Here is a 15,460-nt window from a genome sequence, read left to right on the forward strand (position 1 = left end):
ACGGCACATGACTCAACCGACCCTCAAGATCGAGAAACTCCAAACCCATTTCTTCACCGAGAAAGGCATCATCAAAGCCGTCGATGGCGTCAGTTTCGAAGTCAAACGCGGTGAGGTGTTGGGCCTCGTCGGCGAGTCCGGCTCAGGAAAATCCATCACCGGTTTCTCGATCCTCGGCCTCGTCGATCCGCCAGGGCGGGTTTCTGGTGGGCGCATCCTGTTCCAGGGACAAGACATCGTGGGGCTTCCCGCGCACGACATGCGCTCCTTGCGCGGGCGGAAGATCGCCATGATTTTCCAAGACCCGATGATGACCCTAAACCCGGTTCTCAGCATCGAAACCCAGATGATCGAGACCGTGCAGGCTCATGAAAAGGTGAGCCGGAAAGAAGCGCGCGAACGGGCGCGGGACACCCTCGGCATGGTCGGCATCCCCTCGCCCGATGAACGCCTTGCATCCTATCCGCATCAATTCTCGGGCGGCATGCGCCAGCGCGTAGCCATCGCCATTGCGCTGCTGCACCGCCCCGATCTCATCATCGCGGACGAGCCGACGACCGCGCTCGACGTGACGATCCAATCGCAGATCTTGGCGCAGATCCAAACGCTCACGAAGCAGTTCGGTATGGCGCTGGTGTGGATCAGCCATGATCTCGGCGTGGTCGCCGGGTTGGCCCATCGCATCGCCGTGATGTACGCGGGCCGCATCGTCGAAATCGGCCCCACCGACGACATTCTCGACCATCCGCGGCATCCCTACACCATCGGGCTCATGCAATCGGTCCCGGCGAACATGCCGCGCGGTGCGAAACTGAAAGCAATTCCCGGCATGGCGCCCTCGCCCCTGCACCGCCCGAGCGGCTGCGCCTTCCGCCACCGCTGCGCCTTCGCGACGGATGTCTGCCAGGCCGAACCGCCGCTCGATGAGGCCGGGGCCGTCGCCTGGCGCTGTTTCCATCCCCAAGCGCGGAGGGCCGCATGACCCCGCTCGTCGAAGCCGTTCAGGTTTCAAAGAAGTTCGTGCGCGAGCTTGACTATGCCGAGCGCCTCGCGCGCCTCCTCGGCGTGAAGCTCGAAGCGCAGACCGTTCATGCGGTCGATCATGTGGATCTCAAGATCATGCCGGGCGAGGTCGTCGGCCTCGTCGGTGAATCCGGCTGCGGCAAGTCGACCCTTGGGCGCGTTCTCGCCGGCATCAATCCGCAGAGCGGTGGCGAGGTTTTGTGGCAAGGTCAGGACCGGCGAAAGCTTGATCCTGCGGCGGCTCACAAGGCACGGCTTTCGGCCCAGATGATCTTTCAGGACCCGATGTCGTCGCTCAACCCCCGCAAGCGCATCATCGAAATTATCGGTGAAGCCCCGGTCGCGCACGGTCTTGTGCCACGCTCAGGCAAGGATGCGTATGTCGCCGCCCTGATGGAGCGCGTCGGTCTCGATCCTTCCTATCGCAACCGCTATCCGCACCAGTTCTCCGGCGGCCAGCGTCAGCGCATCGGCATCGCTCGAGCGCTGGCGGTGAAGCCGCAATTCATCGTCTGCGACGAATCCGTCGCTGCGCTCGATGTTTCGATCCAGGCGCAGATCATCAATCTGTTCATGGAACTGAAGCGCGAACTTGGTCTGACCTATCTCTTCATCAGCCACGATCTCGGCGTGGTGAAGCACATCAGCGACCGCGTCGCCATCATGTATCTCGGCCGCATCGTCGAGAGCGCGCCGGCGGAGACGTTCTTCGAGAAGCCGAACCACCCTTACACGATTGCGCTCCTAGAAGAGGTGCCCACCATCGCCCATCGGCGACGCAACTTCTCGCCGATCAAGGGCGAGATTCCCTCGCCTCTTCATCCGCCGACCGGCTGCCATTTCCATCCCCGCTGCCCGCACGCTTTCGACCGCTGCCGGCAGCAGGCTCCGAAACTCCGCGAAATCGCGCCGGGCCACATCAGCGCCTGCCACCTCAACGAAGCCCAAACGGCCGCACCGCGAGAAAAAAGCGCCGCACTCTGATCCAGAAGGAGAATGCCATGACATCAACCGCCACTCTCAAGGGGCTCGCCCTCACCGTCTCCATCGCAGCTCTTTTGGGCCTCGCGCCCGCGCAGGCCGCCGATCTCATCGTCGGCAGCTCGACGGAGCCCTCCGCGCTCGATCCACATTTCTCGCGCACCGGAAACAATCAGAATATCGCAGCGCAGATTTTCGACCGCTTCGTCGAGCCCGATCCCAATCTGCAGATTCGCCCCGCGCTCGCTGAATCGTGGACGAATGTCGATCCCACCACTTGGCGCATCAAGCTACGCGCAGGCGTGACCTTTCAGGACGGCAGCCCACTGACGCCGGAGGACGTGATCTTTTCGCTCACCCGCGCGAAAGACATTCCCAACAGCCCCGCCCCCTTTACCGGCAATGTCGGCGCCATTGCCAGCATGAGCGCGGTCGATCCGCAGACCATCGAATTCAAGACCAAGGGTCCGGCGCCGGACTTCATCGAACAGGTCGGTCTCGTCTACATCGTCCAGAAGAAGCTCGCCGAGGGCAAGACCATCGAGGCGTTCAACAACGGTTCCGCCGCAGTGGGAACCGGCGCTTACAAGATCAAGGAATGGGTGCCGGGCGATCACATCACACTCGTGCGAAACGACAAATTCTGGGGCAAGAAGCCGGCGTTTGAAAACGTCACGATCAAGTTCATCGCGAATGACGCCGCCCGCGTGGCGGCCCTGCGCTCCGGCTCCGTCGATCTCATCGACGCGGTGCCGCCGAATGATGTCGGAACTCTCGGAAAGACCAAGGGTATTCGCCTGACCTCCACCGCGTCCGCCCGCGTCGTCTATCTCGCGCTCGACGGCAGCCGCGACGAATCTCCGTTCATCGTCGGGCCGGATGGAAAGACTCTCAATCCCAATCCGTTGAAGGACCAGCGCGTCCGCCTCGCTCTCTCCAAGCTCATCAACCGCCGACTGATCGTCGAGCGGCTTCTCGATGGCGCGGGCGATGCGGCGGGCCAGCTCGTTCCCGTGGGTGTCGGCGGCTCAGATCCCGATCTGCCGCCTCTGGCGCAGGACGTCGCAGGCGCCAAAAAGCTTTTGGCCGATGCCGGATATCCGAACGGATTCGGCATCACCATCCACACGTCCAACGACCGCTTCGCGGGTGATGCCGCAAGCGCCCAAGCCATCGGCCAGATGTTTGCCCAAGGCGGCCTGAAGGTGAACGGTGTCGTGGCGCAGCCCTACAATGTCTATGCTTCCGCGGCAGGCAAGCAGTCGTTCAGCGCGTTCATCTTCTCGCTCGGTAACACAACGCCGACTTCGGCGACGGGCCTGCGGAATCTCCTGATGACGCCGGACAAGGATGCGGGCACGGGCTCCTTCAACCGCACGCGCTATTCGAACCCCGCCTTCGACGCCAAGATGAAGGAAGCCTTGTCGGAGTTCGATCTCGACAAGCGCATCGCGCTCCTCAAGCAGGCCACCAAGATCGGCGTCGAAGATGTCGGCTTCGTCCCGCTCTTCTGGCCGAAGGTTTACTGGGCCTCGAAGGAGAACATCACCTACACCGCCAATCGTGGCGAAGATCTGATGGCGACGCTCGCAGGAATTGCGCAATGACTTCTGCGGCGCTTCGTTCCATGAATCGTTCCATCTCTCCCGAGATCGAAATCCTCGCTGACGACATCGTCGTTCATCGCAACGTGATGGTTCGGATGCGCGACGGCATCTCGCTCGCGACAGACGTCTACCGACCCGCAGTTGGTGGGCAGCCCGTCGACGAGAGGCTGCCGGTAATCATGGAACGGACGCCCTACGGCAAGACGCAACGCTCACGCTCGGAAATCGAACCGGGCATGAGCCAGCCCATGACGCGCGCGGAAGTCGCCTCGTATTTCGTGCGCGCCGGCTACGTGGTGATCTATCAGGATTGCCGGGGCCGCTACAATTCGGAGGGAGAATTCACGAAATACCTCTCCGAAGGCCCCGACGGCTACGACACCTGCGCCTGGATCGTGGAGCAGCCCTGGTGCGATGGTCGCATCGGAACGATGGGGCTTTCTTACGCGGCGCATACGCAAGCCGCGCTCGCCTGCCTCAATCCGCCCGGCCTTGCCTGCATGGTGATGGACTCAGGCGGCTTCTCCAGCGCGTATCGTACCGGCATTCGCCAGGGTGGCGCTTTCGAGCTGAAGCAGCTCACCTGGGCTTACAACAATGCAAAGGAAAGCCCCGAGGCGATGGCGGACCCGCTTGTCCGCAATGCGCTCGATGGCGAAGATATCACGGCATGGTTCTCGGTTCTGCCGTGGTCGGAAGGGCGCTCGCCGGTCCGTTGGGTGCCGGATTATGAGAACTATGTGCTCGAACAATGGCGCCAAGGCACCTTCGGCGAATTCTGGAAGAAGGTCGGCATTTACGCAGAGGGCTCTTACGACACCTTCCCGGAGGTTCCGATTGCGCTCCTGTCGAGCTGGTATGACGCCTATGTGCGCACCACCTTCGACAATTACGAAGGATTTTCGCGTGGCGGCAAGCGCCCGCTCTCCCTCATCATGGGGCCGTGGCTGCACGGCAACCGCAACTCCACGCGTTCCGGCGATGCGGAATTCGGCCCTCAAGCCACTATCGCAGACAACGTCACGCCAACATGGCTTGAATTCCGTCGTCGTTGGTTCGATCACTGGCTGAAAGGCGTCAACAACAAGGTCGAGGAGGAGCCGCGCGTGCGCCTGTTCCTCATGGGCGGCGGCACGGGCCGCAAGACGGACACCGGCCATCTCAATCACGGCGGCCGCTGGATCGAGACGACACAGTGGCCGCTTCCCGAGGCGACAGCTCAATCCTTCTATCTCAATCGCGGCGGGCGCTTGTCCGAGGAACTGCCTACAGCGGATGCCTTGCCGCTGAGTTACGATTTCGACCCATCCGATCCCGTGCCGACCATCGGCGGCGCGCTGACGAGCGGTCAACCGGTCTTTGAAGGCGGCGCCTTTGACCAGCGCGAGGCGGCGCAGTTCTATGGCTGCCACCAACCTGGCCTGCCTCTTTCTGCGCGACGCGACGTATTGTCTTTCGAGACCGCGCCGCTTGAGGGCGACCTCGCGGTGATCGGACCGATCACCGCGGAGCTCTGGGTGTCGTCAGACGCACTCGATACGGATTTCACGGCGAAGCTGATCGACGTCTATCCGCCATCGGAAGACTATCCGACCGGTTATGCGATGATCCTCACCGACGGCATTTTCCGCTGCCGCTATCGCAAGTCCTGGGAGAAGCCTGAGCCGCTGGTGCCGGGCGAGATCTTCAAGATCACCATCGAGCCCTTCGCAACCGCGAACCTATTTGCCAAAGGGCATCGCATCCGGGTGGACATCTCCTCATCGAACTTCCCGAAATTCGATGTGAACTCGAATACCGGTGATCCCGAAGGCATGGGACGGACGCAGAAGATCGCGCGCAACAGCGTGTTCGTCGATGCGGCTCACCCGTCCCGCATCATCCTGCCGACGGCAGAACCTTCGCTCATCAAGTCGCTTCGGCCTCTGGCTAAAAGCGCTTAACGGCGCGCTGGGTCGATCAGTACGACCCGCGCGCGATCTTCTTCCAACAGATCGGCTGTCATGGCGTCGAAAACGTGCCGTGCAGCCTCGCCTTCCAACGGCACGGGCGCAGGCGCGACCTCACCCACCTGGCGCGCCGGGCGACCGACGGCGACGGGGAGAATTTCGACTCGCGCGCCGTTCTCCGCCGTATCGAACACGCAGCGGCAAGCAGCGCCCGTCCACACATCGACGCCCTGGCGATCATAGGTTTCGCTTCTGCGCGTGTGAAAAATCAGATTGCCGAGGCCCGCGAGAATCGGCTTGCCCTTGTAGAAACTGATGCCCTGCAACACGGGCGCGCCGGTTCCGGCGATAAGGTCGGCGCCGCGATCGATCAGCCTGCGCGACAAGTCCGCGACCCAGGCCGGCATCTGTTTCCAGTTCGGGTCCCAATGGTGATTGTGGATCGCGACGGCAACGATATCGGCCTGGGCGCGGGCAGCCGTGAGAGCCAGATCGAAGGCCGCGAAGTCAGCAGGATCGGCCGCAAATCCGCTCTCGATATGAGCGCCCTCCGCCACTTCTGTGCCGAAAACCTCTAGGTCTTTGGCGTGATCCACGCGATAGCCGACCGCAGCGCGCGCGGCCTCGCGCTTGTCGTCGCCGAGCGCAGCAACGAGTTCGCGCAACATCGCATGTTGGGCGGGAGGGACCGCGACGTGTCGGCGCATCCGCAGCGGGTTGATTCCCGCGCGGTCGGCGGACGCATAGACGATGTCCGGTTGCGGCCCGAGATCAACCGCGAGCACGGCGACGGTGCCGGCGCGCCCCTGGATGAAGGCAGGTTTCGCCGCCTCGTCCCGGCTCATGCCGCTGCCGATGAGTTGCAGCCCCGCGCTCTCGACGACGGATCGTGTCCGCGCGATTCCGGGAGGACCGAGATCGAAGGCATGATTGTTGGCATGAGCCAAAGCATCAAAGCCGAGCGCCTTCAGCGAAGCGATGCCGCCGGCGTTCGTCAGATGCAGCGTCTTGGTCTTGGTCGGCCATGCGCCTTCGGTTTCGAGCGTGGCTTCGAGGTTGACGAAGGCCGCGTCCGCCTGCTGCAGGATGTCACGGAGAGCCCCTGCACCCGCTCCATCGATGGGTCCATGAAGAAGGGCCTGACCGGCAACAGCGACGGAAATCTTCGTCATGGGCTCACATGCAAAGAAAGGGGCCGAATCTGTATAGGCTGGATTCGGCGGCTCAAACAGCCATGTTCGGTCGCACTTCTCGCAATTGGCGTATAAGATACTATATGCAGCCTAAGAGTTGGTGGATTCCCGATGGCGACGCATCACGATCATGCCCTGGACGAGTTGAACGAGACGCAGAAGCGCGTTCACCGGATTCTGTCGGCCGCGCGGAATCCCCTCTCGGCCTACGAGGTCCTGGACAGGATGCGGGCCAAGGGCTCAGTCACGCCGCCGACGGTTTACCGGTCTCTCGACAAGCTGATCGAGAAGGGGCTGGCCCACCGGCTCGAGAGCCTCAATGCCTATGTGACCTGCAAGCACCCCCACCATCACGACATGGCGGCCTTCGCCATCTGCGAGACCTGCGGGATGGTGAAGGAGTTCACGGACCCGCAAATCAGTGAGGGTCTGACCCATTGGAGCGACGCACACGCCTTCAACCCCAAGAAGGTGACGGTCGAAGTCCGGGGGCTCTGCGAGGCCTGCTCCAAATAGCGGTCGCGTGCCGGCGGTCGCCACCTTCAAGCGCGGCCTTATTCTTTTTTCCTATGGCGGCAAAGGATTTCGGCCCTAGCTCCAGCTTGCGCGTGCTACAACCACATCACGCAACGGAATGTGCACAACTGCAAGCATAAATTGCAACGATACCACATTGTGCAAGCCGCGCTTTACCTATATAAACGGGTAGGTTTTGAAATAACAGGAGCGAGGTTCATGAGCGCCCGGGCCCTTAAGAAGGATGAAGAGGAGGTTCTCCTCCGTCGTGCGGACGAGTTGTGCCGCGAGAACAATCTGCGTCTGACGCCGATTCGCGAGCGGGTTTATCGCGAGCTCGTCCAGAGCGGCGGCCCGGTCGGGGCTTATGACCTCGTCGACCGGCTGAGCAGCGACAAGAAGCGGCTGGCCCCCGTCACGATCTATCGGGCGCTCGACTTCCTGCGGGATGCCGGCCTGGTTCACCGGCTGGCGACGCAGAACTCCTACATCGTCTCGCACGGCCAGCCGGAAGTGAACGCGATGAAGATCATGTTCGTCTGCACCAAGACCGGCCAGACCGTGGAAGTGCACTCGGCCGAGGTTGCGGAAGCCGTCAAGAAGGCCGCTGAGCAGGCCGGCTTCAAGAACCTGTCGCCCTTCATGGAAGTCGAGGGCGAGCTCGCCCGGTAAGCGGCGAACCGCCCCATCTGCAAGACATGAAAAAGGCCGGGCATTGCCCGGCCTTTTTCTTTACTCGGCTGCAAGAGCCCGGTGCGGCGTGGCTGCTTCCGCCGGGAGCTTCGCCCGCTCGGTTTCCCGCGAGAAGTAGGTGTAGAACATCGGCACCACGAAGAGCGTGAAGACCGTGCCGACAGACATACCGGCAGCGATGACGAGGCCCATGGAGAACCGCGCTGCCGCGCCCGCGCCGCTGGCGTAGAGGAGCGGAGCAACGCCTAGCACCATGGCCGCAGTGGTCATGAGGATCGGGCGCAGACGAACACGGGCCGCTTCCTGAATGGCCTCGCGCCTCTTGATGCCGCGCTTCTCCTTCAGCTCGTTGGCGAACTCCACCATGAGAATGCCGTGCTTGGTGATGAGCCCGACGAGGGTGATGAGCCCGACCTCCGTGTAGATGTTGAGCGTCGCCAGCCCGATATTCAGGAACATCACAGCGCCGAACATCGAGAGCGGCACCGACATCATGATGATGAACGGATCGCGGAAGCTCTCGAATTGCGCCGCCAGCACCAAATAAATCACGATGACCGCGAGACCGAAGGCAAGCGCGATGGAGCTCCCCTCCTGCACTTCCAGTCGCGACTGACCGGCGTAATCCTCGTAGAAGCCCTGCGGCATGATCTGCTTCGCCGCGTCACGAAGGGTCTTGAGTCCCTCCGAGGTCGTCACACCAGGCAGCGGCAGAGCGGACAGCGTGGCCGCGTTCAGCTGGTTGAACTGCTCGATGGAGGCCGGGGCCGCATCGGTGGCGATGCGTACCAACGCGGAGAGCGGCACCATCGACCCGTCGGCAGCGCGCACATAGTACTCGCCGAGACGCTCCGGGTTCAGGCGATCCGCCTGACGCACCTGGCTAACGACGTCATAGCTGCGGTTGTCGCGGTCGAATTTCGAGATGGGAGCGCCACCCACCAGCGCGCCGAGCGTGTTGCCGATCTCGCTGACCGGAACACCGAGCGCTGCCGCACGGTCGCGGTCGACGATGATGCGCGCGCGCGGCGTCTGATAGGACACCGAGTTCTGGACGATGATGAACTTGCCGGACTGCATCGCCTTCTGCTTGACCTGTTCGGCCACCTCATAGGCCTGGGAGGGATCGCCGATCGTACGCAGGACATATTGGATCGGCAGACCGCCACCCGCGCCGGGCAGGGATGGAGGCGCAAACGCGAAAGCCTGCAAGCCGGCATTTTGGTTCAGCAGGTTCTGAATCTCCTGCTTCGTGACTGCACCCTTCTTCTTTCGCTCGCTCCATTCTTTAAGCTTGAAGCCGAAGAAACCGCCACCACCGCCATCGATGCCGACAATCAAGAACGAGTCCTCGATTTCCGGAATCGTTTCGGCCGCGCCGGTGAACTGAGACGAGAAGGCCTGTGTATAGTCAGCCGTCGCATATTGCGGCGCGTTGAGGATGCCGAGATAGGCGCCCTGATCTTCTTCCGGCGCAAGTTCGGAGGACGTCTTCGTGAACATGAAGGCCGTCGTCGCGAGCAGCGCAAAAACGATCACGAGCGTGACTGGCCGGTAATCAAGCGAGCCGGAAAGCCTGCGCCCATACCAGTTCTCCAGGCGCGTGAACGTCCGGTCGACGAACCCAGCAAAGCCCTTCTGCCCGCCATGCTCGTGCGGCTTCAGAAGCTTCGACGACATCATCGGCGAAAGCGTCACGGCAATGATGCCCGAGATGATCACCGAGCCCGCAAGGGTGAATGCGAACTCGCGGAACAGCGTGCCCGTCAACCCCTGCGTGAACCCGATAGGCGCATAGACCGCCGCCAGCGTGATCGTCATGGAGACGATAGGCACGAAGATTTCCTTCATGCCGACGACAGCCGCATCCACGGGCTTGAGCCCCTCTTCGATGTGGCGGTGAATGTTCTCCACCACGACGATGGCGTCGTCGACCACGAGGCCGATGGCGAGCACCATCGCGAGGAGCGTCAACAGGTTGATCGAGTACCCTAAGACGAACAGAACGAAGCACACGCCGACGAGCGACAGCGGGATCGTCACGATGGGGATCAACACCGAGCGGAAGGAGCCCAGGAAGAGCAGGATCACGATCACGACGATGAGCGCCGCCTCACCGATGGTCTTGAACACCTCTTCGATGGACGCGGAGATGAAGTTCGACGCATCGTAAACGATCTGAACCGTCATGCCCTTCGGGAGGGTCGGACGGATCTGGTCGATGGCCTTCGTGACCGCGGCGGCAACCGTGAGCGGGTTGGCGGAGGGCGTCGGCGTGATGCCGATGAAGGTGCCTTCCTTGCCGTTGAAGCTGACCTTCACGTCCGTGCTTTTCGGGCCGAGCGCCACATCCGCCACGTCACGCAGGCGTACGACCTGATCGCCGTTCGAGCGGATCGGTAGGGTGCCGAAGGTCTCGGGTGTCTGGAACGTGGTCTGCATCTCGAGCGCGTAGGCCACGTACTCGTTCTGTGTCTTGCCGGGTGCTGCCAGGAAGTTGCTGTTGCGGATCGCAGCCACCACGTCGCCTGCGGTCACCCCACGGGCCGCGAGACGGATCGGATCGATCCAGACGCGCATGGAGAAGTCGCGACCACCGAGAATTTCCGCATTGCCAACGCCCTCAAGGGTGGCGAAGCGCGGTTGCACCACGCGAGTGAGGAATTCCGACACCTGCTCCGGATTCATTTCGGATGAGGCGAAGGTCAGATACATCAGCGCGAAGGTCTGGCCCGTGCCCTTCACGACGACCGGATCGTCAGCATCCTTCGGCAACTGCGCGCGCACCTGCTGCACCTTCGCCGTCACTTCGGTGAGCGCGGCATTGGGATCGGTGTTGAGGCGCATGCGCACGGAGACCGTGCTCAGGCCAAGGCGGCTCTGCGATGTGACATAGTCGACGCCTTCAGCACTCGAAACCGATTTCGCAATCGGCGTGCTGATGAAGCCCTGCATCAGGTCGGCACTGGCGCCCGTATAGGCCGTCGTAATGGTGATCGTAGTTTCCTCGACCTCCGGATACTGACGCACCTGAAGGCTCATCAGACCCTGCGCACCAAGCAGCAGGATCAGGAGGCTCACCACCATCGACAGGACGGGGCGGCGGATAAACAGCTCTGTGAAACTCATGGCTCTATTGCCTATTGTCCGTTCGCAAGCTTCGTCGCGTCGAACTTCGTCACATCGATGGTGTTGTTGATCTGCACGGTCGAACCGGCCTGCAACTTGTTCTGACCCGAAGCCACAACCTGCTGGCCGGGCGTGATGCCGGAGAGAATTTCCACCACGCCCTCGCGCCGGCGGCCAGTCTTCACGAAGACCTGCTTGACGACGCTGACCTGCTTACCGGCCCGCTCCTCCTGCTCGATCGCAAAGACATAGTCGCCGTAGAGACTCGTGATGACAGCCGTTTGCGGCACGGTCACGACATTCGGCTCAGCCGGAAGAATCGCTTCCACATGGACGAACTGGCCCGGCAAGATCGCGCCGTCCTTGTTCTCCTCAACGATGGCCTGCACCGACACCAGACGGGTCTTGGGGTCGACGCGCGGGTCCTTGCCGATCACGTGACCGGAGAAGGACAACGCGCTCTCGGTGACGCCAAGGCGCACCTCCTGACCGAGCTTGATCTGGCTTGCGAGCTGCTCGGGCACCGTGAAGTCGACCTTCATCGACTGGAGATCCTGGAAAGTCGCAACGACCGTGCCCGGCTGCACATATTGGCCGACATCGATGCGCGGAATACCGATCACGCCGGCGAACGGCGCCTTCAAGGCCTTCTGGTTGATGACCGCCTGGATGCGCGACTGACGCGAGCGGGCGGTGGCGAGGCGTGCCACGACCTCGTCATAGGAGGCCTCCGTGCCGTAGCCGCGCGAGGTCAGGGTCTTGGCGCGCTCGAAGCTCGCTTCGCCAAGCCTCACGGCGGCGCTGACATCCTGCAGGTCCGCCCGGTCGATCGAATCGTCGATCTGCACCAGGAGCGTATCCTGGTCGACACGCTGGTTCGACTTGAAATTGATCTGCTTGACGATGCCGGCCGTCTCCACGGCGAGTTCAACGCCGTTGGCTGCCCTCGCCGTTCCAAGCGCACGGATGCCCGGGTTCCAGGTCTTCGCCTCCACCTTGGCAGCGGACACCGCCTGCGGCGGCTGCTTCATGTTGGCGAAGAAGTCCTTGATCATTTTGTCGCGGAAAAGGTTAAACCCAACCAACCCGGCGCAGAGCAGGATAGCCAAGAGGAAGACAACAGAGACTACGATGCGCCGTTTCATGGGCTTTTCCGATATTCCAAAGTCCGGAGGGACCGGACCCTACATGTTTGTGGAGGCGAGGCCTTAGCTCAACAAACCCTTGACGCCAAGGCGGCGGGCGCATTTATATACCGGCTGGACGGTTTAGTGCAAGAGTTCTCCCAATGTTCAAGTGCATCCGAGGCAGAAAAAATTCCCGCGAGAGAATTCTCGATGCCGCCGCGGAGCTTGTCAGCGAGATCGGCTCGGGCCGCCTGACCCTCGACGCCGTCGCCGAGCGGGCCGGCCTCAGCAAGGGAGGACTCCTTTACAACTTCCCTTCCAAGGATGCGCTGCTGCAAGGCATGATCCAGCGCATGATCGATGAAGCGTCTACTCAGAAAGAGGCGCTTCGGGAAAAAGCGGAGCCGGGCCCGAATCTGGAAGCCCGCCTTTGTACAGCAACGGTTCTCAACCTGCACTGTGGCAACATGCGGGAGATCGCCAACGGTCTCCTGGCCGCTTCATCGGAAAATCCGCGCCTGCTGGAGCCGGTCCGTCACATCGTCAAGGAAACCTTCGGGAACCTGAAGGACACGTGCGAGGACCTCGACGCAAGCCTGCTGGCCTGGCTTGCCGTGGAAGGGCTCACCAACCTCGAAATGCACGACCTGAGCCCCTTCTCCGAGGAAGACCGGGCTCGCATCGTCGCTTCCGTCAACCGGCTGCTCCACAAGGGCATCGCCGCCTAAGGGTTGCGCAAAAAAGGCTGCGGCCTTTTTACGCCATCCATGACGGGTCGTTCAGGACCTCGTCCGTATGCTCGCCCAGACGCGGCGAGGGGCGCACCGCCGCCATCGGCTGTCCATCCATCACAATCGGCGAACGCACAGAGGGAATCGACGCCCCCTTCGCCGCCGACGCCGGCAAGTCGATCTTCATCCCACGAGCGATGACCTGCGGATCGGAAAAGACATCCGCCACCGTATTGATCGGCCCTGCCGGAACGCCCTGAGCCTCGAGCGCAGAGAGCAGCGCATCGCGCGTCGTCTTGAGCGTCAGCGCCGTCAGGATCGGCACGAGCTCGGGCCGGTTGCGGACGCGCCCTGCATTCGTCTTGAAACGCTCGTCCTGCGCCAGCTCGGGCTGCCCAAGCACGGCGACGAAGCGCGCGAACTGCCCATCGTTGCCGACCGCGACGATCACATGCCCGTCGGCGACCGGGAACACCTGATAGGGTACGATGTTGGGATGCGCATTGCCCATGCGCCTCGGTGACTTGCTGGAGGCGAGATAGTTCATGGCCTGATTGGCGAGAACGCTCGTCTGCACATCGAGCAACGCCATGTCGAGATGCGCGCCCTCGCCCGTCTGGTCGCGGCGACGCAACGCCGCGAGCACGCCTACGACGGAATAGACCCCCGTGAAGATATCGACATACGCCACGCCGATCTTCTGCGGCTCACTCTCGGGATCGCCGGTGAGATCCATGATCCCGCCCATGCCCTGGATCATGAAATCGTAGCCTGCACGCGCCGCATAAGGCCCGTTCTGGCCAAAGCCCGTGATCGAGCAATAGACGAGGCGCGGATTGATCTTTTTCAAGCTCTCATAGTCGAGCCCGTATTTCTTCAACCCGCCGACCTTGAAGTTCTCGATCACCACATCCGCATGCGCCGCGAGCTTGCGCACGAGGTCCTGCCCCTCCGGCGTCTCGAAATCCACCGCAATCGAGCGCTTGCCCCTATTGCAGGAGTGAAAGTAAGCCGCCGAGAGATCGCCGCCATCCGCGCCTTCGATGAAGGGCGGGCCCCAGCCGCGCGTGTCATCACCCGCGCCCGGCCGCTCGACCTTCACCACATCCGCGCCGAGATCGGCCAGAAGCTGGCCGACCCAGGGGCCGGCCAGAATGCGCGCGAGTTCGAGGACTTTGAGCCCTTCAAGCGGCTTCGTCATGTCGCGGCCCGCCTGCCTCAGAAGAACGCCTGCAAGCCGGTCTGCGCGCGGCCAAGAATGAGAGCGTGCACATCGTGCGTGCCCTCATAAGTGTTGACCGTCTCCAGGTTCTGCGCGTGGCGCATCACATGGTATTCTTCTTGGATGCCGTTGCCGCCATGCATGTCGCGGGCCATGCGCGCGATGTCGAGCGCCTTGCCGCAATTGTTGCGCTTGACGAGCGAGATCATCTCCGGCGCAAGTTTGCCTTCGTCAAACAGGCGGCCGACGCGAAGCGATGCGTGCAGGCCGAGCGTAATCTCAGTCATCATGTCGGCAAGCTTCTTCTGCACGAGCTGCGTCTGCGCCAGTGGCTTACCGAACTGCTTGCGGTCGAGCGTGTATTGGCGAGCGCGGTGCCAGCAATCCTCCGCCGCACCCATCGCGCCCCAGGAGATGCCGTAGCGCGCACGGTTGAGGCAGCCGAAGGGACCCTTGAGGCCCGACACGTTCGGCAGCAATGCGTCTTCCGACACCTCGACGCCGTCCATGACGATTTCGCCGGTGATCGACGCGCGCAGCGAGAGCTTGCCGCCGATCTTCGGCGCGGAGAGGCCCTTCATGCCCTTCTCGAGCACGAAGCCGCGAATCTCGTTGTTGTGCGCCGCCGACTTCGCCCACACCACGAACACGTCCGCGATGGGCGAGTTGGAGATCCACATCTTGGTGCCCTTCAGGCGATAGCCACCGTCGATCTTTTCCGCGCGGGTGGTCATGCCGCCAGGATCGGAACCGGCATCGGGCTCCGTCAGGCCGAAGCAGCCGACGAACTCGCCCGAGGCGAGCTTCGGCAGATACTTCTTGCGCTGCTCTTCCGTGCCGTAGGCATAGATCGGATACATGACGAGAGAGGATTGCACGCTCATCATGGAGCGGTAGCCGGAATCGACCCGCTCTACTTCACGCGCCACGAGGCCGTAGGCGACGTAAGATGCCCCCGCGCAACCGTAATCCTCCGGCAGCGTCACGCCCAAGAGGCCGAGTTCGCCCATCTCGTTGAAGATGGCCCGGTCGGTCTTTTCCTCGCGGTAGGCCTCGATCACGCGCGGCAGGAGCTTGTCCTGCGCGTAGGCGCGGGCGGTGTCGCGGATCATGCGCTCGTCGTCGGTCAGGAGGTCGTCGAGCAGCAGCGGGTCTTCCCAGTGCAGTTTCGCCAGATCCTCATGCGCGCCAGTCATGATGAAATTCCTTTTCCTGCAACGCTTCCGCTGGCCTCGCGGGCGTTTGCAACCCGGGTTGAATTTGGGCGCGAAAGTCGCGCTGGACAGGTC

The 15,460-nt window shown here is 62.4% G+C and carries 12 protein-coding genes; 7 read left to right on the plus strand and 5 right to left on the minus strand.

The window, feature by feature from the left end; genetic code table 11:
• Positions 1-7 precede the first annotated feature (7 nt).
• The 4 genes from HB375_RS16880 to HB375_RS16895 are packed head-to-tail and all read left to right on the plus strand — an operon-like array spanning position 8 to position 5,554.
• Positions 8-982, plus strand: a complete 975-nt coding sequence (locus tag HB375_RS16880) for an ABC transporter ATP-binding protein (protein ID WP_167674182.1) — start codon at positions 8-10, stop codon at positions 980-982.
• Complete coding sequence (locus HB375_RS16885; RefSeq protein ID WP_167674183.1) at positions 979-2,007, plus strand: ABC transporter ATP-binding protein; 1,029 nt, start codon at positions 979-981, stop codon at positions 2,005-2,007. The genes HB375_RS16880 and HB375_RS16885 overlap by 4 nt, the downstream gene beginning before the upstream one ends.
• A gap of 17 nt (positions 2,008-2,024) precedes the next feature.
• A complete protein-coding gene (locus HB375_RS16890; protein WP_167674184.1) occupies positions 2,025-3,611 on the plus strand; it encodes an ABC transporter substrate-binding protein in 1,587 nt (528 codons plus the stop codon).
• Positions 3,612-3,631: 20 nt separating this feature from the next.
• Positions 3,632-5,554: a CocE/NonD family hydrolase gene (locus HB375_RS16895; protein WP_246728553.1), complete on the plus strand. Its 1,923-nt coding sequence runs from the start codon at positions 3,632-3,634 to the stop codon at positions 5,552-5,554.
• On the opposite strand, the gene HB375_RS16900 is transcribed toward HB375_RS16895, so the two are convergent.
• On the minus strand, positions 5,551-6,732 hold the full coding sequence (locus HB375_RS16900; protein WP_167674185.1) for a CapA family protein: 1,182 nt from the start codon (positions 6,730-6,732) through the stop codon (positions 5,551-5,553). The two genes, HB375_RS16895 and HB375_RS16900, sit on opposite strands and share 4 nt — an antisense overlap.
• A gap of 132 nt (positions 6,733-6,864) precedes the next feature.
• Here HB375_RS16900 and HB375_RS16905 point away from each other — a divergent pair, with 132 nt between their 5' ends.
• Entirely contained in the window at positions 6,865-7,269 is a 405-nt protein-coding gene (locus HB375_RS16905; protein ID WP_167674186.1) for a Fur family transcriptional regulator, read from the plus strand.
• A gap of 219 nt (positions 7,270-7,488) precedes the next feature.
• Positions 7,489-7,941, plus strand: coding sequence for a Fur family transcriptional regulator (locus HB375_RS16910; protein ID WP_167674187.1), 453 nt, complete (start codon positions 7,489-7,491; stop codon positions 7,939-7,941).
• Between the two features lie 60 nt (positions 7,942-8,001).
• Here HB375_RS16910 and HB375_RS16915 read toward each other — a convergent pair whose 3' ends face one another.
• Together HB375_RS16915 and HB375_RS16920 are read right to left on the minus strand one after the other, a co-directional pair.
• Complete coding sequence (locus HB375_RS16915; RefSeq protein WP_167674188.1) at positions 8,002-11,091, minus strand: efflux RND transporter permease subunit; 3,090 nt, start codon at positions 11,089-11,091, stop codon at positions 8,002-8,004.
• 11 nt (positions 11,092-11,102) lie between these two features.
• The gene (locus HB375_RS16920) at positions 11,103-12,236 is read right to left on the minus strand and encodes an efflux RND transporter periplasmic adaptor subunit (RefSeq protein WP_167674189.1); all 1,134 of its coding nucleotides are present in this window, start codon (positions 12,234-12,236) and stop codon (positions 11,103-11,105) included.
• 143 nt (positions 12,237-12,379) lie between these two features.
• On the opposite strand from HB375_RS16920, the gene HB375_RS16925 reads away from it, so the two are divergent.
• Complete coding sequence (locus HB375_RS16925) at positions 12,380-12,946, plus strand: TetR/AcrR family transcriptional regulator (protein ID WP_167674190.1); 567 nt, start codon at positions 12,380-12,382, stop codon at positions 12,944-12,946.
• Positions 12,947-12,974: 28 nt separating this feature from the next.
• Here HB375_RS16925 and HB375_RS16930 read toward each other — a convergent pair whose 3' ends face one another.
• Both HB375_RS16930 and HB375_RS16935 read right to left on the minus strand, forming a co-directional pair.
• Positions 12,975-14,150 (minus strand): CaiB/BaiF CoA transferase family protein, encoded by a 1,176-nt coding sequence (locus tag HB375_RS16930; protein WP_167674191.1) that lies wholly within the window; start codon positions 14,148-14,150, stop codon positions 12,975-12,977.
• 17 nt (positions 14,151-14,167) lie between these two features.
• On the minus strand, positions 14,168-15,367 hold the full coding sequence (locus tag HB375_RS16935) for an acyl-CoA dehydrogenase (RefSeq protein ID WP_167674192.1): 1,200 nt from the start codon (positions 15,365-15,367) through the stop codon (positions 14,168-14,170).
• Between the last annotated feature and the right edge of the window lie 93 nt (positions 15,368-15,460).

This window comes from Microvirga terricola (assembly GCF_011777495.1).
GTDB lineage: Bacteria > Pseudomonadota > Alphaproteobacteria > Rhizobiales > Beijerinckiaceae > Microvirga > Microvirga terricola.

Coding starts and splice junctions, on each gene's coding strand:
- HB375_RS16890 (WP_167674184.1), top strand. CDS start 2,025: ATGACATCAACCGCCACTCTCAAGGGGCTCGCCCTCACCGTCTCCATC.
- HB375_RS16905 (WP_167674186.1), top strand. CDS start 6,865: ATGGCGACGCATCACGATCATGCCCTGGACGAGTTGAACGAGACGCAG.
- HB375_RS16935 (WP_167674192.1), bottom strand. CDS start 15,367: ATGACTGGCGCGCATGAGGATCTGGCGAAACTGCACTGGGAAGACCCG.
- HB375_RS16930 (WP_167674191.1), bottom strand. CDS start 14,150: ATGACGAAGCCGCTTGAAGGGCTCAAAGTCCTCGAACTCGCGCGCATT.
- HB375_RS16885 (WP_167674183.1), top strand. CDS start 979: ATGACCCCGCTCGTCGAAGCCGTTCAGGTTTCAAAGAAGTTCGTGCGC.
- HB375_RS16900 (WP_167674185.1), bottom strand. CDS start 6,732: ATGACGAAGATTTCCGTCGCTGTTGCCGGTCAGGCCCTTCTTCATGGA.
- HB375_RS16910 (WP_167674187.1), top strand. CDS start 7,489: ATGAGCGCCCGGGCCCTTAAGAAGGATGAAGAGGAGGTTCTCCTCCGT.
- HB375_RS16895 (WP_246728553.1), top strand. CDS start 3,632: ATGAATCGTTCCATCTCTCCCGAGATCGAAATCCTCGCTGACGACATC.
- HB375_RS16925 (WP_167674190.1), top strand. CDS start 12,380: ATGTTCAAGTGCATCCGAGGCAGAAAAAATTCCCGCGAGAGAATTCTC.
- HB375_RS16880 (WP_167674182.1), top strand. CDS start 8: ATGACTCAACCGACCCTCAAGATCGAGAAACTCCAAACCCATTTCTTC.
- HB375_RS16915 (WP_167674188.1), bottom strand. CDS start 11,091: ATGAGTTTCACAGAGCTGTTTATCCGCCGCCCCGTCCTGTCGATGGTG.
- HB375_RS16920 (WP_167674189.1), bottom strand. CDS start 12,236: ATGAAACGGCGCATCGTAGTCTCTGTTGTCTTCCTCTTGGCTATCCTG.